This is a genomic window from Algoriphagus sp. NF (genome assembly GCF_028823735.1).
Lineage (GTDB): Bacteria > Bacteroidota > Bacteroidia > Cytophagales > Cyclobacteriaceae > Algoriphagus > Algoriphagus marincola.
Map to the genome: position 1 here is coordinate 21,500 of NZ_JAPEIB010000001.1, position 22,803 is coordinate 44,302.

The 22,803-nt window shown below is 42.9% G+C and carries 18 protein-coding genes; 14 read left to right on the plus strand and 4 right to left on the minus strand.

Going from position 1 to position 22,803, the window contains the following annotated elements; translation table 11 throughout:
* Window positions 1-23: 23 nt before the first annotated feature.
* The 8 genes from OU792_RS00105 to OU792_RS00140 all read left to right on the plus strand — a co-directional run bounded on the left by OU792_RS00105 (window position 24) and on the right by OU792_RS00140 (window position 11,123).
* Entirely contained in the window at window positions 24-1,022 is a 999-nt protein-coding gene (locus tag OU792_RS00105) for a 3-oxoacyl-ACP synthase III family protein (RefSeq protein WP_134203024.1), read from the plus strand.
* 1 nt (window position 1,023) lies between these two features.
* Window positions 1,024-1,569 (plus strand): hypothetical protein, encoded by a 546-nt coding sequence (locus tag OU792_RS00110; RefSeq protein WP_274669141.1) that lies wholly within the window; start codon window positions 1,024-1,026, stop codon window positions 1,567-1,569.
* Window positions 1,570-1,665: 96 nt separating this feature from the next.
* Window positions 1,666-3,234: a toxin-antitoxin system YwqK family antitoxin gene (locus OU792_RS00115; RefSeq protein WP_222582843.1), complete on the plus strand. Its 1,569-nt coding sequence runs from the start codon at window positions 1,666-1,668 to the stop codon at window positions 3,232-3,234.
* A gap of 41 nt (window positions 3,235-3,275) precedes the next feature.
* Window positions 3,276-3,440 (plus strand): Lacal_2735 family protein, encoded by a 165-nt coding sequence (locus OU792_RS00120; RefSeq protein ID WP_035482974.1) that lies wholly within the window; start codon window positions 3,276-3,278, stop codon window positions 3,438-3,440.
* Between the two features lie 371 nt (window positions 3,441-3,811).
* On the plus strand, window positions 3,812-5,059 hold the full coding sequence (locus OU792_RS00125; RefSeq protein ID WP_100627415.1) for an ROK family transcriptional regulator: 1,248 nt from the start codon (window positions 3,812-3,814) through the stop codon (window positions 5,057-5,059).
* Between the two features lie 25 nt (window positions 5,060-5,084).
* A complete protein-coding gene (locus tag OU792_RS00130) occupies window positions 5,085-8,363 on the plus strand; it encodes a VCBS repeat-containing protein (protein ID WP_274669142.1) in 3,279 nt (1,092 codons plus the stop codon).
* Window positions 8,356-9,696, plus strand: a complete 1,341-nt coding sequence (locus tag OU792_RS00135) for a vanadium-dependent haloperoxidase (protein ID WP_274669143.1) — start codon at window positions 8,356-8,358, stop codon at window positions 9,694-9,696. The genes OU792_RS00130 and OU792_RS00135 overlap by 8 nt, the downstream gene beginning before the upstream one ends.
* Window positions 9,697-9,698: 2 nt before the next feature.
* Window positions 9,699-11,123, plus strand: a complete 1,425-nt coding sequence (locus tag OU792_RS00140) for a sulfatase family protein (protein WP_274669144.1) — start codon at window positions 9,699-9,701, stop codon at window positions 11,121-11,123.
* A gap of 174 nt (window positions 11,124-11,297) precedes the next feature.
* Here OU792_RS00140 and OU792_RS00145 read toward each other — a convergent pair whose 3' ends face one another.
* The gene (locus tag OU792_RS00145) at window positions 11,298-12,131 is read right to left on the minus strand and encodes a 1,4-dihydroxy-2-naphthoyl-CoA synthase (protein WP_026945076.1); all 834 of its coding nucleotides are present in this window, start codon (window positions 12,129-12,131) and stop codon (window positions 11,298-11,300) included.
* A 101-nt stretch (window positions 12,132-12,232) separates the two neighbouring features.
* Between OU792_RS00145 and OU792_RS00150 the strand changes: the two genes are divergently transcribed.
* The 4 genes from OU792_RS00150 (at window position 12,233) to OU792_RS00165 (ending at window position 15,633) form a co-directional block, all read left to right on the plus strand.
* Window positions 12,233-13,312: an AMP-binding protein gene (locus tag OU792_RS00150; RefSeq protein ID WP_274669145.1), complete on the plus strand. Its 1,080-nt coding sequence runs from the start codon at window positions 12,233-12,235 to the stop codon at window positions 13,310-13,312.
* Window positions 13,293-13,721: a DUF2141 domain-containing protein gene (locus OU792_RS00155; protein WP_274669146.1), complete on the plus strand. Its 429-nt coding sequence runs from the start codon at window positions 13,293-13,295 to the stop codon at window positions 13,719-13,721. The genes OU792_RS00150 and OU792_RS00155 overlap by 20 nt, the downstream gene beginning before the upstream one ends.
* Window positions 13,722-13,789: 68 nt before the next feature.
* A complete protein-coding gene (locus OU792_RS00160) occupies window positions 13,790-14,551 on the plus strand; it encodes a hypothetical protein (protein WP_274669147.1) in 762 nt (253 codons plus the stop codon).
* 68 nt (window positions 14,552-14,619) lie between these two features.
* The gene (locus OU792_RS00165) at window positions 14,620-15,633 is read left to right on the plus strand and encodes a toll/interleukin-1 receptor domain-containing protein (protein ID WP_274669148.1); all 1,014 of its coding nucleotides are present in this window, start codon (window positions 14,620-14,622) and stop codon (window positions 15,631-15,633) included.
* Here OU792_RS00165 and OU792_RS00170 read toward each other — a convergent pair.
* Window positions 15,630-16,403: an XRE family transcriptional regulator gene (locus OU792_RS00170; RefSeq protein WP_274669149.1), complete on the minus strand. Its 774-nt coding sequence runs from the start codon at window positions 16,401-16,403 to the stop codon at window positions 15,630-15,632. The genes OU792_RS00165 and OU792_RS00170 overlap by 4 nt on opposite strands.
* The gene (locus tag OU792_RS00175) at window positions 16,400-16,657 is read right to left on the minus strand and encodes a hypothetical protein (protein WP_026945071.1); all 258 of its coding nucleotides are present in this window, start codon (window positions 16,655-16,657) and stop codon (window positions 16,400-16,402) included. Before OU792_RS00175 ends, OU792_RS00170 begins: the two co-directional genes overlap by 4 nt.
* 212 nt (window positions 16,658-16,869) lie before the next feature.
* On the opposite strand from OU792_RS00175, the gene OU792_RS00180 reads away from it, so the two are divergent.
* Complete coding sequence (locus tag OU792_RS00180) at window positions 16,870-19,656, plus strand: outer membrane beta-barrel protein (RefSeq protein WP_274669150.1); 2,787 nt, start codon at window positions 16,870-16,872, stop codon at window positions 19,654-19,656.
* 102 nt (window positions 19,657-19,758) lie between these two features.
* Here OU792_RS00180 and OU792_RS00185 read toward each other — a convergent pair whose 3' ends face one another.
* The gene (locus OU792_RS00185; RefSeq protein WP_274669151.1) at window positions 19,759-22,002 is read right to left on the minus strand and encodes a Tex family protein; all 2,244 of its coding nucleotides are present in this window, start codon (window positions 22,000-22,002) and stop codon (window positions 19,759-19,761) included.
* Between the two features lie 180 nt (window positions 22,003-22,182).
* Between OU792_RS00185 and OU792_RS00190 the strand changes: the two genes are divergently transcribed.
* Window positions 22,183-22,764 (plus strand): TlpA family protein disulfide reductase, encoded by a 582-nt coding sequence (locus OU792_RS00190; RefSeq protein ID WP_274669152.1) that lies wholly within the window; start codon window positions 22,183-22,185, stop codon window positions 22,762-22,764.
* Window positions 22,765-22,803: the final 39 nt, after the last annotated feature.

Consider the following 22,803-nt stretch of genomic DNA (forward strand, 5'->3'; position numbering starts at 1 on the left):
TTCCAACTAACCCAAAATAACAAATGAGAAAGTCCAAAATTCTAGGTGTGGGACATTATGTGCCCGAGCGAGTAGTGACCAATGAGGAATTGTCCCAAATGATGGACACAAGCAACGAATGGATTGTAGAGCGAACAGGAATTCAATCACGTCATTGGTTTACCCCAGGCATTGACACACTGACTTCACTTTCTAGAAAAGCGACAGAAATGGCCCTTGAGCGAGCTAATCTGACGGCTATGGACATCGATTTTATTGTTTTTGCCACTATCACACCTGACTATTTTATCCCTGGAAACGGTGTATTGCTTCAGCGAGAATTGGGTTTTGATAATATTGGAGCATTGGATATTCGAAATGCCTGTTCTGGTTTTATATACGCCCTTTCTGTCGCCGATCAATTCATTAAAACTGGCATGTACGACCGAATTCTGGTAGTAGGAGCCGAAATTCAGTCTTCTGCCTTGGACAAAAGCGACGAAGGTCGATCTAGCTCAGTGATTTTTGCTGATGGTGCCGGTGCAGTAGTTTTGGGCCCATCTTCATCCGATCAATCCGGAATTCTTTCTACCCACCTTCATTCTCAGGGAGAATACGCGGAAGAGTTGTATTGCAAAGACCCTGGGAGTAGTCGAGAAGTCAGACTTTCTCCGGAAATGCTGGAATCAGGAAGCACTTTTTTGAAAATGAACGGAAATGCTGTTTTTAAGCATGCAGTACTCCGATTTATGGAAGTGATTCAGGAAGCTTTGGATCACAATCAGCTGGAGCAGTCAGCCATTGATTTGCTTATTCCTCATCAGGCCAATCTCCGTATCAGTCAATACATACAGCAAAAGCTTGGGCTTCCTGATGAAAAGGTCTTTAATAACATCATGCATATGGGAAACACCACAGCAGCCACAATTCCCATTGCATTGAGTGAAGCTTGGGAGCAGGGTAAAATCAAAGAGGGCGACCTCATTTGCCTGGCTGCCTTTGGATCAGGATTTACCTGGGCATCGGCACTTTTACATTGGTAGGATGAATACGCTCGACCTGGATCTTTGGCAAGATGAGAATCTAATTCGCAGACAAAATCAGCTCAAATATCAATTTTGGGAGCTTTTGGGTGAAATTGGAGATCTATTCCCTCAGGAAGATCTGGTTCAAATACATTCAAATTCGAAAGGAAAAAAACTTTCGCAAGGACAGGATTTGGGAGGTCTTCCATATCAAGTATTGGACCTAATCCGTGATTTTGATTTTGAAACGGGCCTGAATATTCGTCTGCTTAACTGGTTCGGAAAAGGCCTTTTTCTATTTGTCCTTGCTGGAAAAAGCTCTTATCCAAAGCTCCAGCTTTCTCATGCAAACTTTCAATTATGTCAATCCGAGAGTCCATGGGATTATCAGGAAATACTTTTGGGAAAACCCAATGAGAAACAAGCCCAGAATCGAGATTTCAACCAATGGTTTAAAGAATTGAAGGTAGAATCTGCCATTGAAAGGAATAAAAACGAATGGCAAAAAGAAATAAGAGCGGTTTTTGAACACCTAAAAGCCCATTCGGCAAAAAGCCAGATTTAAATTATTTTTAACCTGATTTCCCGATTCACCGTAGTAATATTTTAAATTGGTACGACAGTCATCAGACTAAACCAAATAATCTCCCGAAAAACATATATGAGGTATCTTCTGATCATTTTACTCTTCCTTTCCAGTCCACTTTTAGCGCAAGACAATCAACTAGTTAAGCTTTACAACAAAGATTCGACTGTAGTCAGCACCGGAGTTGTAAGCAATCAGCAGCGGCAGGGACTTTGGAAATACTTTGACGCAAAAACAAATAAGCTGATTACCGAGGGGATGTTTGAGGACAACGTTCAGGATGGAAAGTGGACAACATATCATCCGGACGGTAAGAAAAGGATGGAATTGGAGTACAAAAATGGAAAGCTTTTTGGCCCTGCCAAGATTTACGATGCTGATGGATATTTGAAGAGAGACTTAATTTTTCAGGATAGTGTATTGATCGGCAACTTCGTCGAATACTATGGAAAAACTGGCCAACCCTCCTACATAGAACCTAAACGAGTACTCACAGAAGGACAATACGATAAGGGAAAAAAAATTGGCCAATGGATTACCTACCACCCTTTTGGTGAAGTCTATATCCGAGAATTTTATGAAAACGGTCTTCGGCAGGGCCCATATCTAGAGTATGACCAAGAAGGCAACTTAATGACCGAAGGGGTTTACAAAGAAGGAAAGCTCGAAGGCACTTTCAAGCGATACTCCTATGCAGGTCAGGTGATGGAGGAAGGGGAGTACAAAAACGGAAATAAAGTCGGAAAATGGACTTATTACTTTCCTGATACCAAGCAAGTAGAGGCAGAAGAGACCTATGATGACCGAGGGAACCGAATAGGGACTTGGAAATACTATTACGATAATCGCCGCTTAGCCAGAGTTGAAAAATACGAGAGTGGAATCGCGGTTGGCACCTGGGAGGAATACTATCCAAACAAGAAATTGGCAAAGCGCAAAACTTATGAGCTTGGTGTCCCAGTAGGCAAATACGAGGAGTACTTTGAGAGTGGTGAAGTATCTGTAGAAGGCCAATATGAGAATGGAATGAAAACTGGAATCTGGAAAAGCTACTTTCCAGACGGAGTACTCTATAGTATCGGAGAATATCGAAATGACACCAAGACAGGGCTCTGGAAGTACTTCAACAAAATCGGCATATTGATCGCAGAAGGAGAATATGAGCTTGGAATGGAAAATGGTCAGTGGGTCTATTATTATGACGGAGGACAGCTCAAATCTATCGGTACCTACAAACTTGGATTCGAAGATGGTATTTGGGGACTTTTCTACGACAACAAGCAATTGACTCAAGAGGAGACTTGGGACAATGGAAGGCTAATGAACGTATCCGAATATCGGAGCTACGATGGAACTAGCACTTATGATAAAGGAACCTTGAAGGATGGCAATGGAACCCGAATCACCTACTATGTGAATGGTAAGAAAGAATCAGAAGGAAATTTTGTGTCCGGAAAAGCAGAGGGTATATGGACTTTTTATCATGAAAATGGCAGAAAAGCTTCCGAAGGAACCATGAAGGATGGTAAAAAAGAAGGGCCTTGGAGGTATTACAGTGCTTCAGGACGATTAATCGACTTGATCAACTATCAGGATGATGAGATAGTAGCAGACAGGGAAAATACTCTTCGAATAAATCAATAAACTTCCTGGTTAGATTTCTGTTGTTAAATAAAAAACAAACCATGTTCGGACTATTCAAGAAGAAATCAGAAAAGGAAAAATTGCAGGAGCTCTACAAAAAGACTCTTGAAAAAGCACACAAACTTTCTCACAGCGACCGCACTGCTGCAGATAAGCTTATGGCAGAGGCTGAAGAGATCGCCAAGAAAATGGACAACATACAATAAAAGGTATTTTGAAAATAAAATATGTGTTTTTACACCCATAATTTTGAATTTCAAATTATTCACCGTACATTCAATCAAGTTTTTGAGCTAGTCCGCTAGTGAATTGTTTAATCTTGATTGAGTAAATTTTAAGGGTGATTGAGCTACGGACAACTAATTGAAAAACTTTTTGCCGGCCTTCATTGGCCGGTTTTTTTTTGCTTCTGCACTCCTCTTTTTCATCAAAAAGCGAAATCTTTTCCTAGCCTTAGCTGCTTATGAAAAATAAATTCAATTAATTTGAAAAAAAACCGCCTTGTTTTTTGATTTTTTTAAGAAAGTGTTTTTTCAGAATATAAAAAATCACTTAATTCAGGCATACCTTTCAGACCATGAACCTAATTAATCCTCAAGCGGTCATCGATCAGATGGACGGGGTAGTAGAAATAAAGAGCTACCTGAATAAAATCAAGATTATTAAAAACCTTTACCTCAAAGGTGCCAATACAGCCAGTGAAATATGCACGGAAGTAGGAATATCGCTGCCTACGGTAAACTCCCTCCTCAGCGATCTGATGAGTTCTGGAGAAGTCATCAAGCAAGGAAGAGCTGAATCCCAAGGAGGTCGCAAACCGGATTTGTATCGCCTGGCAGAAGATGCATTCTATGTGCTATCTGTCGACCTTTCCAAGTTCACCATCAACCTCTGCCTCTACAGCTGTCATAATCAGCCTATCACAGAAAAAGAATGCCATAAATTAGTCCTGAACAACGAAAGAGAGACTTTTGACCGGATTGCTGATTTAATCGAGGCTTATCTTCAAAAATCAGGAATACCTTCAGAAAAAATTATTGCCATCGGTATTTCTATGCCTGGATTGGTGGATGCTGTGGGGGGTGTGAATTACACTTATTTGCGTTTTGGAAGAAAGACTCTATTAGATTCATTCGAGGAGCGATTTCAAAAGAAAGTATTCCTCGAGAATGATGCTAGAGCAATGACACTGGCTGAATTTAAATTTGGTCCCGATCACACCCATAAAAACGTGTTGGGAGTCTTTGTTGGATGGGGAATAGGTCTAGGAATCATCATAGATGGAAAGATCTATCGAGGTGCTTCGGGCTTTGCGGGTGAGTTCTCTCATTCTCCGATCTTTGAAAATAGAAATGTGACCTGCTCCTGTGGTAAAAAAGGATGCCTTGAAGCAGTAGCTTCGGGAACGGCAATAGTCCGAATGGCCGAGGAAGCCATCAAAATTGACTCGGATAGTATTCTTGCCCGGATGGTCCGGGACCATCAAGGTGAACTCGAGCCTGGTTTGGTGGTAGAAGCTGCATTGGCAGGAGATCAGCGAGCTATCACGATTCTCTCGGAAGCCGGATTGGATCTGGGAAGAGGAATTTCAATTTTGATTCAGCTACTCAATCCAGATTTAATCATCATCGGTGGCTCTGTAGCTGAAGCAAATCAATACCTAATCACACCCATTCAGCAGGCCTTGAATATTTACAGTATGGCCAAGTCTAGAGAAAAATCTGAATTGGCACTTTATCAGCTTGGAAAGGATGTAGGACTCATGGGTGGAGTTGCCGTCGTAAACGAACAGCTGTTTGAAGACGTACTTAAAAAGCTGAGTTAAAATTAAAATCTTGTTTTCGCATTTTATGATTCGAATCCACAATCTATCTCTTTTGATTGTGATGCTTCTGAGCATCCCGGAATCACTTTTTGCTCAGGAAAATTTCGAAGCAAATTTCGTTCGGTTGAAGTCAAAAAAAATCGGCATTTCTTTTAAGAATCAGTTAACAGAAGACCGAGAGAATAATATTCTTCGGTATGAATATTTCTACAATGGCGGAGGAGTTGCCGTAGGAGACCTGGATAATGACGGCTGGGATGATATTTTTTTCACAGGAAATATGGTTCCAAACACCCTTTATAAAAATCTGGGAGATTGGAAATTTGAAGATCGGACCAAAGCAGCTGGAATTACCAAAAACCCAAATTGGTCTACAGGGGCGAGTATGGCAGATGTGAATGGAGATGGGCTTTTGGATATTTATGTTTGCTATTCGGGTAAGGGTTCTCCTGAAAGCAGAAAAAATGAACTATGGGTCAATCAGGGTGATTTCACTTTTGAAAATCAAGCCCAAGAATATGGAATAGCTGACCCTTCCAATAGCACCCAGGCTTTGTTTTTTGATTTTGACCGGGATGGGGACTTGGATCTTTACTTACTCAATCATCACATTCAAGTCATCAACGAATTGGAGTTTGATGAGGTAAAAAATATCCGTCACCCCTACTCCGGAGATAAACTCTATCGAAATGATGGAAATGTATTTACAGACATCAGCGAAAGTGCTGGAATCAAAGGATCTCCATTAGGCTTTGGTCTGGGAGTAGTAGCTTCTGATATCAATGAAGATGGCTGGCCTGATATCCTTGTCACCAATGACTACATTGAACCCGACTATCTGTACATCAATCAAAAAGACGGAACCTTCAGGGATGTAATGACGGATTATTTCCAGCATATTTCCCATTTTTCCATGGGCGCTGATATCGCAGACATCAATAATGATGGGCTTCTTGACATCTTCACTTTGGACATGCTTCCAGAGGACAATAAGCGGCAAAAATTGCTTTACGGGCCAGAAAATTACGAGCAATATGCCCTAATGATCCGCAAAGGCTTCTATCACCAAAACATGCGAAATATGCTTCAGGTGAATTTAGGGGAAGGAAAATTTTCTGAAATGGGCCAACTTGCAGGTATTTCCAATACAGACTGGTCTTGGGCAGCACTATTCTTTGATGCTACAAATTCCGGTCAGAAAGACCTTTTCGTCAGCAATGGCTATTACCGGGATTACACCAACAGGGATTTTCTGAAATACAAAGGCGACTATTATTTCAAACAGGCAGTCGCTAACCAGCAGGCGGACACGCTCCACCTCGTTACCAGCATGAGTTCCACGCCAGTTCATAATTATTTCTTTGAAAATCAGGGAGACTTGCAATTCGCAAACCGTTCTTTAGACTGGGGTTTTGAAGAAGAAGGGTTTTCCAGCGGATCAGCCTTTGCAGACTTGGATAATGATGGTGATTTGGACCTGATCGTCAACAATCTGAATGAATTTGCGGGAATATTTGAAAATCAGAGTAAATCAGGTAATCATCTCCAAATCAAGCTCAAAGGACCTGAGGGAAATAATTTTGGCATTGGCACCAAGGTCAAACTTACGGTAGGTAATGAAACACAGGTTCAAGAGCATCAGGTAGTCCGAGGGTTTCAATCATCCTCTACCTTCCGCATGCACTTTGGATTGGGAAATTCGGAGCAAGTTGACCAAATTGAAATTACCTGGCCTGATGGCAAAAAACAGGTATTGACCGATCAACCAAGCAATCAGATTCTAGAATTGGATTACTCAAATGCCACCCAGAAAAATGAATTAGTTGCTGCTGATAGTCCCATTTTCCAAAAAACTGAAAACAAACCAGATTTTATTTCAGCAGAGAGTGGCTTCAATGATTTTAAAAGGCAACCCTTGATGCTCACCATGCCGAGTGCCATTTCTCCTAGTTTAGCTAGCAGCGATTTAAATAAAGATGGCAAGCCCGAGGTTTTTGTAGGAGGGACCAAAGGTCAAGCTGCTCAAATATTTAGCTGGGACGGCGAAAATTGGAATATCTATACTGGCTTCCAATCTCCCTCCTATTACACGGATGCCGTGGCACTTTTTGAAGATTTCAATGGTGATGGATGGATGGATCTCTTTCTTGGAAGTGGTGGATATCATGACTATATCCGATCCGATGAAAGCCTCGAAGACCGGCTTTACTTAAATAATGGTCAAGGAAAACTGGAAATACAAAGCAACTTTCCGAACTATTTAACCAGTACCGGACCGGCTGTCTCTCTTGATGTGAATGGAGATGGCCATTTGGACCTTTTTGTGGGAGGGAAAATCATACCCGGTAGATACCCTTTGAGTCCAGAAAGCAAAATCTTGATTAATGATGGCAATGGCAATTTCACCGATCAGTCAGAATCCTATTTACCTGAAAATGGAAAATTAGGAATGGTGAGTAGTGCTTTGGTACAAGACCTAAACCAAGACGGATTGGAGGATTTGATTCTGGCAGGGGAATTCACCAATTTGATATTCTTGGTAAACCAGGCAGGTGAATCTTTTTATAATCAAAGTGATAAATTTCTTTCTTCTCCGATGCTCGGATGGTGGTCATCCCTTGCACAAGCTGATATGGATGGAGATGGAGACTTAGATCTAATTGCAGGTAATTTTGGTGAAAACTCCCAATTTGAAGTTTCTGATAAAAAATTGATCCGCTTGATTGCAGCTGATTTTGACCAAAATGGCTCTATCGATCCGATCTTGGAATGCTATATCGGAGAGGAAGCCTACCCCTTCCCTAGCCGAGATGAACTTCTGAGTCAGATGGTAGAGATGCGAAGTAAATTCACCACCTACGAATCCTATGCAGTGGCCAAAATGGATGATCTTTTCGATCAAGACAAGTTGGAAAATGCCCTTACGCTAACCGCAAATACTTTAAAATCTTACTACCTGGAAAATACGCCAAATGGCTTTATTCCTCACGAATTACCTAGAATGGCTCAATCTTTCCCGATCTACGCTATTCAAACAGGAGATTTTGACGGCGATGGAAATATGGATATTCTTTTGGGAGGAAATCAAAGACAAAGCCGAATTCGCATTGGAAATTTGGATGCCGGGCTGGGGTTGGTTTTGAATGGGGATGGAAATGGAAACTTCAAAGCTAGCTATCCTTCCCAATCTGGACTTACCATCAAAGGTGATATCAAATCCTTTCTTCCATTAAAATGGAAAGAGAAAAAGTACATGCTGGTTGGTATTCATGGGCAAGCCTTAGAACTTTATGAATATGAATAGTAAGTCTCTCCTACTTCTTTGTGCGCTAGTTGCGGGTACGGCTTCCTTTGCTGCTGAAAAACAAGAGCATTGGAGTAGTATCTATAAATCTCAACTTTTTCACATTACAGAGGTCATGGTGACAGATGTTGCCAGTCCGCCTGTCGCAGCTAGAATCTATGCATATTCCTGTCTTGCCAGCTATTTGGTTATGAAGCAGCATGGGGCTGAATTTAGAGAAAAGGACTTTACGCGAGCTTCCATTCTTGACTTTCCAGATCTTGATTCTGATCAAGAGTTGAGCTCCCCCGAATTTGCTGCAATTTATGCCATGCTTCGTGTGGGGGAAAATGTGATGCCTTCTGGCTATCTTTTAAAGGAAAAGCAGCAAAACTGGATAGATCAAGCCGTCAAATCAAAACTCATCAAAAAGTCTAAAGTTGATTTGCATATTCAGGAAGCAGAAAAAGTCGTGAGTCAAGTCATGAAATTAGCGAGTATAGATGGCTACCGCGAATTGCCAGCCTTGACTCGCTACAGCCCCACAGAAGCAGAAGGTCGCTGGTATCCTACACCTCCAGCCTACATCGAGGCTATCGAACCTGAATGGCGTACCATTCAACCCTTTTTTCTAGCCTCACTCGATAAATATGATCCCAGTCCTATGGCACCTTTCAGTCTGGAACCTGAAAGTTCATTTCATCAGCAAATGATGGAAGTTTATGAGACCACCAAGTCCCTGGATCAAGAGCAAAAATTGATTGCCAATTTCTGGGATTGCAATCCTTTTATGGTGGAATTTTCGGGGCACATGGCTATTGGAGTGAAAAAAATATCACCCGGAGGACATTGGATGGGGATTACCGGAATTGCTGCTGAAAAAGCAGATCTGAATTTGGCAGAAACTGCTTATATCCATGCCCTAGTTGGGATGACGCTACACGATGCATTTATTTCTTGCTGGAAAACCAAATATGAAACCGACCGGATTCGTCCTGAGACTATCATCAACAAAACCATTGACCAACGCTGGCGACCACTGCTTCAGACTCCCCCCTTCCCTGAGTACACTTCAGGCCATTCGGTGATTTCAAGGGCAGCGGCCATTATCCTGACAGGTTACTTTGGAGATAATTTCTCCTACATCGATGACTCGGAAACTTATTTTGGCCTTCCTGAGCGTGCATTTGATTCATTTTTACAAGCTTCAGAAGAGGCTGCCATTTCCAGACTTTACGGGGGTATCCACTTCAGAGACGCTATTGAAGAGGGAGTTCGCCAGGGAGAAAAAATCGGAAAAATGATCTGGCAAGAAATCACGGATAAAGAGCTGCTGACTAGCCAAAATCAATAATCATGAAGAAAATCACTCTCGCCCTTGGCTTACTAGCCCTTTTTTCAGCCTGTCAGGAGAAAACACAAAAATCTGAAAATCCCAGCCCAAAAAAGCCAAATATCATTCTCATTTTTGCTGATGATCTAGGCTATGGTGATCTAGAAAGCTACGGAGCTACCCAGTGGACCACCCCCCATTTGAATCAACTCGCACAGGAAGGCACACAAATGAACCGTTTCTATGTGCCTCATGCAGTATGTTCGGCTTCTCGGGCAGCCCTCCTTACCGGAGCATATGCCAATAGACTAGGAATCTATGGAGCATATGACCATACTGCTAAACAAGGACTTCATCCAGCTGAAGAAACCATTGCAGAAATCCTTAAAGCCCAAGGTTATGCGACTGGAATGGTAGGAAAGTGGCATTTGGGACACCTGCCAGAGTTTTTACCTACTCGACAGGGATTTGACAGCTACTATGGACTTCCCTATTCCAATGACATGTGGCCGCATCACCCGGAAGTCGAGGATTACTACCCTCCTTTGCCTTTGCTTCAAAATGAAGAGATTATCGATACGCTAGATGAGCAATCCCATTTAACCACACTTTACACTGAAAAAGCACTGGAATTCATTGATCAGAATTCTGATCAGCCCTTTTTCTTGTATCTAGCCCACAGCATGCCTCATGTTCCACTTTATGTGAGCGAAAAGTTTGCAGGACAATCCGAACAAGGCCTTTATGGTGATGTGATTATGGAAATAGACTGGTCAGTCGGTCAGGTTCACCAAAAAATCAAGGATCTCGGACTGGAAGAGAATACCATGATTATTTTCACCTCAGACAATGGCCCATGGCTTTCTTATGGTGGACATGCAGGGCTCACGGGTGGTTTGAGAGAGGGAAAGGGTACCTCATGGGATGGGGGAATACGCGTTCCGGCTATTTTCAAGTGGACAGGTAAAATTCCTGAGGGAAAAACGATAGAAAATCCTGCCATGTCCATCGATGTACTTCCTACTATTTCGGAAATTACTGAAAGTCAACTACCGGAAAAATCCATTGACGGGGAGAGTATTTGGCCACTATTGACGCAGGGAAAAGCAAAAGCAAGACCCTACTTTGCTTATTACAATCGAAATGAATTACAGGCAGTTTTTTATGAAAACTGGAAACTCGTTTTTCCACATCGATACCGAACCCTCCCAAAGGAAGTCGAACTTAGAAATGATGGAATTCCGGTTAAATATGATCATATCAATTTGGAAAAAATGGAGCTTTACGATCTAACAAGCGATCCATACGAACAAGTAGACCAAGCTTCAAAACATCCAGAAATCGTCCAAAAACTAAATGAAATGGCCGATCAGGCGCGGAAAGACATGGGAGATGCGCTTACCGACAGCCAAGGAACCGGGCAGCGGGAAGTAGGAAGGGTTCAATAAAAGTTAATCTTCAATCAAAGGACATCAGTTTTGAAAAGTTCTCGAATCTGCTCGAGCTGACACATCTTCATTGAAAGGAAGTCGAAGGTATTTTTGAAATGGCCTTCGACTCCTTTTTCTCTAAAAGAGGGTATTCAAGATTATTCTAAATCAGCTTGCAACTTTTCGAATTCCTTATGGAATCCATTTGATTTTGCTGAAATCGGGCTTTCGCTTTTCCAGAAAAGCATTCCTTCCTTCTTGTGCCTCCTCCGTCATGTAGGCAAGTCGTGTAGCTTCTCCCGCAAAAACCTGCTGACCAACCATTCCATCATCGGTCAAATTCATCGCAAACTTCAACATCTTGATCGAGGTTGGGGACTTCGCTAGAATTTCCTGAGCCCATTGGAAAGCCGTATCTTCCAATTCATCATGTGGGATCACTGCGTTGACCATACCCATTTCATAAGCTTCCTGCGCAGAGTAATTTCTGCCCAAAAAGAAAATCTCACGGGCTTTCTTCTGACCTACCATTTTAGCTAAATAGGCCGATCCGTATCCTCCGTCAAAACTGGTCACGTCGGCATCAGTTTGTTTGAAAATCGCATGCTCCTTGCTGGCCAGGGTCATATCACAGACCACATGAAGACTGTGCCCACCACCAACAGCCCATCCTGGCACGACTGCTATCACCACCTTCGGCATAAAACGAATGAGACGCTGCACCTCCAAAATATTCAAGCGATGATAGCCATCATCCCCCACATATCCTTGATGACCGCGCGCACGCTGATCCCCGCCAGAGCAAAAGGCCCATTTCCCATCTTTTGGAGAGGGTCCCTCGCCGCTTAGAAGCACCACGCCAATGGAGGTATCTTCCTGAGCATCATAGAAAGCATCGTATAATTCAGCTGTCGTCTTGGGCCTAAAAGCATTCCGGACTTCCGGTCTGTTAAATGCAATTCTGGCTACACCCTGACACTTTTTGTAAGTGATATCTTCGTATTCTTTGGCAGTAATCCACTCCATGAGTTTGTATTTTGTCTGAAATTCGATTTTTCTGCAAGATAACCACCTTCGTGAAAATATGTTGAACAGAAAGTCATGGGTAGTTCTTAGATTTGAAATCTATGTTTAGGCTTTTATTTGAAAATCAGGTTTTTCAGAAAATCGAGGACTTCCAACCCAAGGGAGAAAATGAAATTTTGGATTCTGCGCTCGCGTTTTGTTGGGATTGGCTGTCTGGAAAAACTGTTTTTTCACAAAAAACATCAGGGTCTACCGGTACTCCCAAAGAAATTACTTTGAGCAAAGATCGGCTGAAAGCAAGTGCCGAGGCAACGGGGAAATTTTTTGGAATAAACTCTGAACTCAAACTTCTCTGCTGTCTTCATCCTGGATACATCGCCGGAAAAATGATGCTTCTTCGTGCCATGGTTTGGCAATGTGAGATTCGACTGGTGATGCCGAGTTCAGAGCCTCTTTCAAGCATTCCTGACGCCTATCAACCTGACTTTGTGGCCATGGTCCCTCTTCAAGCGGAAAAAACACTGGGAAATGATTCAGGGAAAAGAAAGTTGAAAAAACTCAAAACGCTTTTGATTGGAGGAGCGCCCCTTTCAGAATCTTTGCAAAGGAGAATAGCTTCAGAATTGGATAATGCATGGCAAAGCTTTGGAATGACTGAAACCGTCTCGCACATCGCTTTGGCTAAAATCACCGAACAGACACTCAACTACCAAGCGCTTCCGGGGGTAAAACTCGGGGCTGATGAGCGTGGTGCCCTCTGGGTCGAAAGCCCAATGAGCGGCCCCGAAACTATCCAAACAAATGATCTCGTCCATTTCCAATCAAATGGGAGTTTTCAGTGGCTGGGACGGTTAGATTTCGTCATTAACTCAGGAGGAATCAAACTTCACCCTGAATTATTAGAGCGAAAAGTTGAAAGGAACATTCAAATGTTTTTTCCTGATTCCCGCTTCATTTTCGGTGGGATTCCCGATGAGCATTTAGGACAGAAACTGGTCTTATTGATTGAGTCTAAGGCAAAAGACTCAGAAAAGGCAGGGAATTTGCGAGAAGAACTTTCGAAATATTTGGATCGGTTCTCCCAACCCAAAGAGATCATAATCTTGGATAAATTCTCTGAGACTGGAAGCGGAAAAATCGACCGACTGAAAACCCTTGCGAATGCTCAATCTGATTCTTAGTCTTTTTTTAAGTACCATTTTGGCGATGAACTCCCATCAAAACACCCAATTAGAGCTCATTATCAACAACGGGAAATCGGATAATGGTTTGGTTCGGGTTTTAATTTTCAATGGTTCGGAAGGATTTCCGGGTGACTACACAAAAGCATTCAAAGCTCTCAGTACCAATTTGGAGAATAAACGGGCCATTTTCAATATTTCAAACCTACCAGCGGGAAAATATGCAATCACTGCTTATCACGATGAAGATGGAGATGGCAAAATGTCTAAAAACCCTTTCGGCTACCCGACCGACCGATTTGGCTTTTCCAATAACCCCAAAATCCTTTTCTCAGCTCCTACCTTCGAAAAATGTCTTTTTGAAATCAAAGAGGGACAAAGCCACATTCAGGTGATTGATTTGCGCTAAAGATTCGCGTTGACTTCGGATTTCCTAGCGATTATTTAAAAAAGCCTACTTTTGCAAAAAACTTTTCCATGAGTAAGAAAAATCAAGCCATTTCAGGAATCATCTTAGAATATCATTCTGGAATTGTACCTCCCCCATTCAGTCACGTTTTTCGCTTAGAATTGAATTGGTCGGATGAGACACTTCGTGCCAAGCTTGATTTGCATTATACCGACCGAGAAGAACTTTCGGAGGAAGAAATTTTGGATGAAGGATTTACGCTTTCAGATGATTATCAATATGATGGCAGCCTCAATCCAGTTTGGGTAAAGTCGATTGAAGAACTGCTTCAAGAAACCCGATACGCCTCTCAGGTACATGGAGAAGGGGAAATCACCGTAGCAACTAAGGAGTATACTAAAACTAGTCCTGCCAAAAGTCCTACCAATCAAGAGGCTTGGCAGCTGCTCGCACAGGACTTGATTCAGGCCATTTATGAGACTGCCAAAAAAGAACTTCCTCTTCAAATCAACTTCCAGGTAGTAGAAAAAGAAAAAACCGACAGAGGATCCGTGACCTTACATTTTTCTGATCGAAATGTCCAGCTTGAGTTGAATGGAAAAACCAGCCAACTCAATTGGGAATATGCATTTCAATTGATGAAATTGATTTTCACCCCAGATTATGACTACGATATTGCCAAGGAAAAGCCAGGCACAAAAAGAGGAATTTATCTTGATTGCGGAGATGGTCTTTGGCACGAACTCGGAAAGGGTATTTTAAATATCGATCCGGAATTTGATGCCGTTGCGCAAATCGAGGAGCACATGCGCAAATTGACCTCCAACTGATTTATCATTTTTGCTATTGCATTTAAAGCTTTGATTTTCTTACATTTAAGTAAGAAAAATGAAGCGCTATGTCAAACAATAAGATTTTTGTCAGCTACCGCCGACAGGATGCTTCCGGAGAAGCAGGAAGATTGGTGGATCATTTGCAGGAAGTTTTTGGTGAAAACTCAGTTTTTTTAGATGTAGAGACGATTGAAGCGGGGCTTGATTTTGTAGAAGCCATCGATCGTGCATTAAACTCCTGCAAAGTTCTGATTGCCATGATTGGCCCCCATTGGGTCAATATTAAAGATTCGGAGGGAAACCCTCGACTTTTTAAGGAAGATGACTTTATCCGATTAGAAATAGCTGCAGCTCTCAAGCGGGACATTCGCGTGATTCCGGTCTTGGTCAATGGTGCAGTGATGCCTTCTGCGGATCAGCTTCCTGAAGACTTGAAGCCCTTGACACGTCGACATGCCCATGAGATCAGTAGCAGTCGTTGGAAGTACGATTGCGAGCAACTGACAGAGGTTTTGGAGAAAATTGTTGGAAAAGCTCCCAAACCAGCGCCTGAACCCAAACCTTTTCCCTCGCCACCTCCAAAACCAAAACCAGTTTTCCGTAAAAAATCTTGGATCGAACGTAACTATCTGTGGCTTTTGGGTGGCTTTGTCCTAATCTCTGTGATTGGATTATTGATAGATGCCGCAGAACTTGAGGAGTCCATAGATTATTATGAACCTATAGAAGAAGTGGCAGATCAACCCATATATGATAATACTCCACCAAAAGAAGCTTCAAGTTCTACCGCTAGCTTGTCTGGCCGCTGGATTTTAAGAGCTCAGGATGGTAGTGAAGCTATTTGGGTATTTTCCCAGCGAGGAGAAATGATTGAGTTTGCTGAATACAACCTCCTGGATGTGCAGGTAGGTTCTGGTTCAGGGCTAATTGAAGATGGAGATTATTATGCCGATTACTACAATAGTCTAACTGGGATTTCTGGAGAAGTAAGTTTATTCCCAAATGGAAATGGATGGTCCGGGGAAGCATACTTCCCAAGTACCCAGATAATTCTACCAATCACTTTGACTAGGAATTAATCTTTTAACTTTCTCAAGTCTTCCTGAATATCCTTTAGCATATCACCTAGATCAGCTAGGCTGAGCGATTTCTTTTTATCTCCTGGATTGGGAAAATCAGTACTGATAAAAGCTTTGGCCTCCCAGACCTCCAACACGTCCTCTCCCCGAACCTCGTAAGGTTTGTAATGCTCATTGTCAGATACTAGGAAAAGCTTTCCGTTTTCTGCCAAATAATTGAAAACTCGCTTGTACACGACTCCCTCTGAGGCAGTCACCAATACATAAGTTCGTCCGCTTTTTATTTGCGAAAGCTGATCTACATAAGCACCGATGATAATTGTGCCCGATATCAGAGGAAGCATGGAATCCCCTGCCAGCTCAAAGGCCCGATAGGTAGCTTGCCTGGGAAGATTGGGAAGGTGAAACTGGGGCAACTGCTCCATATACTCCGGGTCAGCATATCCATTGAGATAGCCGGCAGATGCTTTTTGGGGGACCAAAGTGATATTTTCCCGGTCTGATTCATCAGCAGCAATGGTGAGAATATTGATCTTTCGCTTTTGAAGGGCCTTTCTTCCCTCCTTTTCGATATCATGCTCCAAAAGCTCCTCCACTCCTGACTCCAAGATCTCTGCAATTTGAAGAAGCGTTGCCAGTTTTGGTTCAGACCTCCCATCCTCGTAGGCCGATATCATGGTACGTTGAATATTAAGCTGATCGGCCATGTCCTGCTGCGTGAGTCCTTTCTGCTTACGCAAAAAGCGAATATTTCCTGCTAAGTAGCTCATGCTGAAAATAAATAAAAGTCTAAATCATCTGTCTGAGGGGCAATGGGAAAAAGCGGGTCTATTCGTTGCTCAGCAGCTCTCCGACGTGCCAACCTATTCTGAATCTCAGCAATAATCTCCCCAACAGGCTTGGGTTCATTAACTAATAAATAGCCATATTCCTGCTTGGGGCTCCCCTCCACAAAAAACTTTACCTGCAAATTCCCTGAAGAAAGAGCCTTGGTGCTGATGTTGATTTTATCGACTTGTTCCATGATCAATGCGTTTTACATCAGCAAGATACAAATGTCATTTTTATAAACATCTACTTGTGCAAAAAATTAACATCATTCTATGACATATTTTGTCACAAATTATTTACACGGTCGGCGGCAATTCATTTAAGGTTTTGACCGCTCAGCCAATAATTCAAACCCTCCTCAGAATTCGAAGTTACCTTTGTACATATTGATTACCAACCAACTACATGAAATCCAAATTATTAACAATCTTATTTTTAGTCATTTCCTCATTCGGCATGGCGCAGAATTATACCCTTAAGGGAAAAATCCGCGATGCTAAAAACCAAGAAACGATTCCCAATGCGACTGTACTCTTGCTGAACGTAACGGATTCTGCTCAGGTAGATGGAATTATCTCAGACCTGGATGGAAATTTCGAAATAGAGTCCATCAAGGAAGGCGACTACTTGTTGAAAATTCAGTACCTAGGATATGAAAATTATTTCCGTACCATCCAACTGCTCGGAGACTTAGATTTGGGAACCATTTCGATAAGCCAAGAGGCTACTGACCTCCAGGAAGTAACCATTGAGGCTCGCAGAGCTACCAGCCAAAACAAGTCTGACACAACCATGTTCAATGCCGATGCATTCAAGACCATGCGGGATGCAAGTGCGCAGACTTTAATCGAAAAACTACCCGGAGTAACTTCTGAGGACGGTTCGCTGCAAGCCCAAGGTGAAGCAATCGCACAAATACTCGTGGATGGGGAGCCATTCTTCGGAACAGATGTACGAACAGCCCTTCAAAACTTACCTGCAGAAGTAATTCAAAGTATTGAAATCTATGATCAGTTGAGTGAAAAAGCCCGGCTGAGTGGATTTGACGATGGAGAGCGATTGAAAACCATCAATATTATCACCAAGCCCAATCGACGAAAAGGGCAATTTGGCCGAACAAGCGCTGGATACGGAACTGATGATCGGTATTTGGTCGGAGCTAGTATCAATGACTTTGACAATGATCGAAGAATCACCTTCACCGGTCTTTCCAACAATATCAATGTCACCGATTTTTCATCAGACCCCAATGCTCAGAATAATGCACGTCCGCAAAGCGGGATTATCCAAACGCACATTCTCGGATTGAACTACTCCGATAAATGGGGAGAAAAAATCAAGGTATCGGGAAGCTATGTCTTCAGTAGTAGGGAAAATTTTGAGCGATCTACCCGCTTTCGGGAATTTATCACCTCTGGTGAAAGTGATCAGCTTTACGATGAAGTCAGCACTGAAACTCGCGTAAACAACCGGCATCAGTTCGACATGCGTTTTGAATATGACATCGATGAAAAAAACCGAATCGTATTCATTCCACGTTTTTCAGCCCGTTTTGAAACGGAGACCTCTGGTTTTAATGGAGAAACTTCCAACGGATTTGATCCGATCAACACCGTGGAAAATATCAGAAATGCAGAAAATGAAGATTATGACATTTTCAATCGGATTTTCTACAGCCATAAATTTGACAAGCCGGGCCGTACGCTGACTTTCCGGGGAAGAATGAGTGAAAACTGGAACAAGGATCGCGCGAATCGAATCGCCAGAAATGAGTTTTTTATCCCTGATTCACGAACAGAGATTATCAATCAGCAGATTAATCGAGATCGTAGCGGAAGTTCCTGGGAGACTGGAATTTCATTTACAGAGGCTCTCAGCGAGCGAAGCCAACTTGAGCTTGAATACGAAATCGGTAATCGCCTGAACGACTCGGACCAGTTGATCTTCGATGTGATTGATGAAGCGATTGATCAGCCTATTTTGGAATTGGATACTGCACTTAGCAATACTTTCGAAAGCAAATTCCTAACTCAGGAAACTGAGCTTGGCTATCAGTACAAAACTGAAAAAATCCGAATCCAAACGGAACTTCAATACCAAAATGCCCGATTGGACAATACGCAAGGTTTCCCACAGGCTTTTGAGCTGCAGCGAACCTTCCAGAGCTTGCAGCCAACCGTCCGATTCAATTATCAAATCACAGATAATACCAATCTCCAATTTGATTACGATACCCGTGTCCAAGAGCCTGATCTACGACAGCTTCAGCCAGTAGTCGATAATACAAACCCGCTTCAACTCTATGTAGGAAATCCAGATTTGGACCAGTCCTACTCCAATCGACTTCGTATGCGATTCCGAAGCAACAATCCGGAAACTGATCAAAGCTGGTTTCTCTTTGCTCAGACCTCCTTTGTCAATAATATCATTGCCAACAGTTCCTTTATCGCGGAGGAAGCTACAGAAATCCAACCTGGAATTGTCCTTGAGCCCGGCTCGCAGCTATTCAGCCCTGTCAATCTAAATGGCTATTGGGATCTTCGCTCTTGGGCCAGCTATGGAATGCCGGTGGATTTTCTGAAGTCTAATCTAAATATTAATGCCGGAGCAGGTATCACCAACCGTCCAACCTTTGTCAATGGAGAGAATGGAACAAACTTCTCCCGAAGACTCAGCACCGGGCTTTCACTCAGTAGCAATATTTCCGATCAGATTGACTTCAATATCTGGACTCGATTGTCATTCAGCCGAGTGGAAAATTCTCTGAACCCAAACTTGAATGATAATTTCTTCAATCAGCGGGCAAGAATCAACTTCAACTGGATCTTCTGGGAAGGTTTTGTATTCCGAACTGATATCAACTATCAAGCAAACCGAGGCCTTTCCGAAGGATTTGACCAGAATTTCACCTTGGTGAATATGAGTTTGGGTAAAAAGATTTTTGGCAATCAGCGCGGAGAAATCAGCCTAAGCGTCTATGACCTCTTCCGTCAGAACAATAATATCCGACGAAACATCACCGATACCTTTATCGAAGATGTGCAAACCAATGTACTGCAGCGCTATTTTATGCTGACCTTCAGCTACAATATCCGCCGCTTCGCAAAAGGTACCAGCATGGAAGACTATCAGGATCTGATGGAAGATGGCGGTGATCGAGGTGGCGACCGCAGAAGAGGAAATTGGAATTGATAGATAAAACACTAACCAGAACAAATCAGCCCAAGTTTTTAAAGCTTGGGCTGTTTTATTTAACTGTAATTTGACTTTAGATGTCTCAATTCCATTTACCAATCACCTAAACTTCCCCTTTAGCATGGCCAACTTCTCTGCCATACTGCCTTGGGGCTCTTCTTTTTGCTTTGGTTTTGGTGAAGGTTTCCGGTCTGATTTCCCTCTTTCTGCAAAAGGATCAGCCTTCATACTCAAACCTATCCGCTTTCTTGCCACATCTACATCAAGCACAGTCACCTGCACTTTTTGATTAACAGTCACGATCTCATTGGGATCCTTCACAAAACGATCTGCTAAATGACTCAAATGTACTAAGCCATCCTGATGAACCCCTACATCTACGAATGCACCAAAGGCTGTAATATTGGTGACGACTCCAGGAAGCTTCATGCCCGTTTTTAGATCGGAAATGGAATTGACACCTTTTTCAAATTCAAACACCTCAAACTGTTCTCGAGGATCTCGACCTGGCTTGGCCAACTCGTCCATAATATCCTGAAGTGTCGGCATTCCCACCGTATCAGACAAGTAATTCTTCAAGTTGATTCGTTGACGCAGTTCCTCTGAAAGCATCAACTCACGAACTGCCACTCCCAAGTCTTTGGCCATTTTTTCCACCAATTCGTAGCGCTCGGGGTGGACTGCTGAGCGATCAAGTGGATTAGCCGCCTGACGAATTCGTAAGAATCCGGCCGCTTGCTCGTAGGCTTTGTCACCCAAGCGAGGTACTTTCAGTAGTTGGGCACGACTCGTAAAGGGTCCGTTTTCATTCCGAAAGTTGACAATATTTTGTGCTAAGACAGGTCCAAGCCCCGAGACATAGGCCAGCAATTGCTTTGAGGCGGTATTTACCTCTACCCCCACGGCATTCACTGCAGAGACCACCGTGTCGTCCAGCGAATTCTTCAAAGCCGACTGATCTACATCATGCTGATACTGCCCCACACCAATTGACTTCGGGTCAATTTTTACTAATTCTGCCAATGGATCCATCAATCTTCTTCCAATGGAAACTGCCCCTCGAACGGTCAGATCCAAATCGGGGAATTCTTCCCGAGCTACTTCTGAGGCAGAATAAATAGAAGCTCCGGCTTCATTGACGAGGGTGATGATGACAGATTTGGGTAATCCGAGGGAGCGAACAAACTCCTCCGTCTCCCTACCCGCTGTACCGTTTCCGATGGCGATCGCTTGAATATCGAATTTCTCAACCAACCCTCTCACTGATAGACCTGCCTCAGCCGTTCTTCGCTGTGGTTCATGAGGAAAAATAGCCTCATAGTGAAGTAATTGTCCCTGCGGCCCAAGACAAACCAATTTACAGCCTGTTCGGAATCCCGGATCAATAGCCATGACGGATTTTTCGCCCAAGGGAGCTCCTAACAACAACTGTCGTACATTCTCTGCAAAAACCTTGATCGCTTCTTCATCCGCTTTTCTTTTAGTAAGCAGCCGAATCTCCGTTTCCATACTTGGCTTCAGCAATCGCTTGTAAGCATCTTTGATGGCGAGTCGCACCTGCTCAACCGAAGTATTTTCAGCATCGGAGATGACCTCTCTTTCCATTAGATTCAAGGCGTCTGACTCTTCGGGTGTAGCATCCAGCATCAAAAACAATTCTTTTTCCCCTCTCCTCATCGCTAAAACCCGATGCGATGGCGCCGTAGCAATGGGCTCCGACCATTCAAAATAGTCCTTATACTTGATAGCTTCTTGCTCTTTGCCAGGAATGACTCGGGATCGAAATACACCTTCTTTCAGAAAAAGGTTACGCATTTTTTCCCGTAGTGAGGCATTCTCATTGATCCACTCAGCAATGATATCACGTGCTCCCTGCAAGGCATCTTCTACCGTGCTGACCTCTTTTTCCTCATCGATATACTTAGATGCCTCCTCTTCAAGCTCTATGCTTTCTTGGGAAAAAATTAATTCTGCCAAAGGCTCCAGACCCTTTTCTCTGGCGATAGTCGCCTTGGTCCGTCGTTTGGGTTTGTATGGTAGGTAGATATCTTCCAGACGAGCCATGGTTTCGGCATGCTCAATGGACTTCTTGAGGGAATCGGTCAATTTCCCTTGTTCCTCGATTGATTTTAGGACTGCTTCTTTCCGCTTGTCCAAGTCTCGTAATTGCTGTAGGCGATCCCGAACTGCCGCTACCTGAACTTCATCTAGGCTTCCCGTAGCTTCCTTTCGGTATCTGGAGATAAAAGGGACTGTCGCACCTCCATCCAAGAGCTCAATGGTAGCTTGAACTTGTGTGGCTTTGACATTTAATTCTTCGGCGATTTTGAACTGATAACTCATATTTTTAATTAAAAACTGCAGAAATATCCCGCAAGATAGGAGTCCTTTTCAAGACAAAAAGTATGAATTGTAGCTATTGTCACTAATGCCCTGAGGATAAGAAAGTAATTTTATGTGATTTTAAAATTGGAAGAACTTGTCCACCTTGCCGGATTACAGGAATAAAAAAAATTTAAAGAAGTGAAAAAAGAAACCATACTAAAAGAAGTAAAATCCTGGGGCTTGATTTTGGCCTTTTTCGCATTTCTGTACTTCACGGGTCTACTGCCTGTAGTACAAGGAGCCATCCAATCTGTTTTGCTTTCCACAGGGCTCATCAAACCAAACCTGGAGCGGGTAGATCGGACTGATGAGAGTTTCGACTACTCGGGAAGCTTCCAGGATTTTGAAGGGAATACCATTCAGCTTTCCGATTACAGAGGCAAAACTCTCTTCATCAATCTTTGGGCTTCTTGGTGTGGACCATGCCGGGCAGAGATGCCCCATATCTCCGAACTTTATAAATCCATCCAGGATCAGGAGGGCATAGAATTCTTGATGATCGGTCTGGACAATGAATTTGAAAAAAGTAAGAATCTCATCGAGAGTAAGAGTTGGGCTTTCCCAGCAATGCATGCAAGCTATGGACTGAATCGAAGTTTACAAAGTCAATCTATCCCCACCACCTTGGTCGTAAACCCCAAAGGAAAAGTGGTCTTTTACCAAGAAGGAATGAGCAATTTTAATACAGATGAGTTCCGGAATTTTCTGGTGAGCCAGTAGCCGGGTTTTTACTAAACCAAATTTAATTTGGAGCTACAA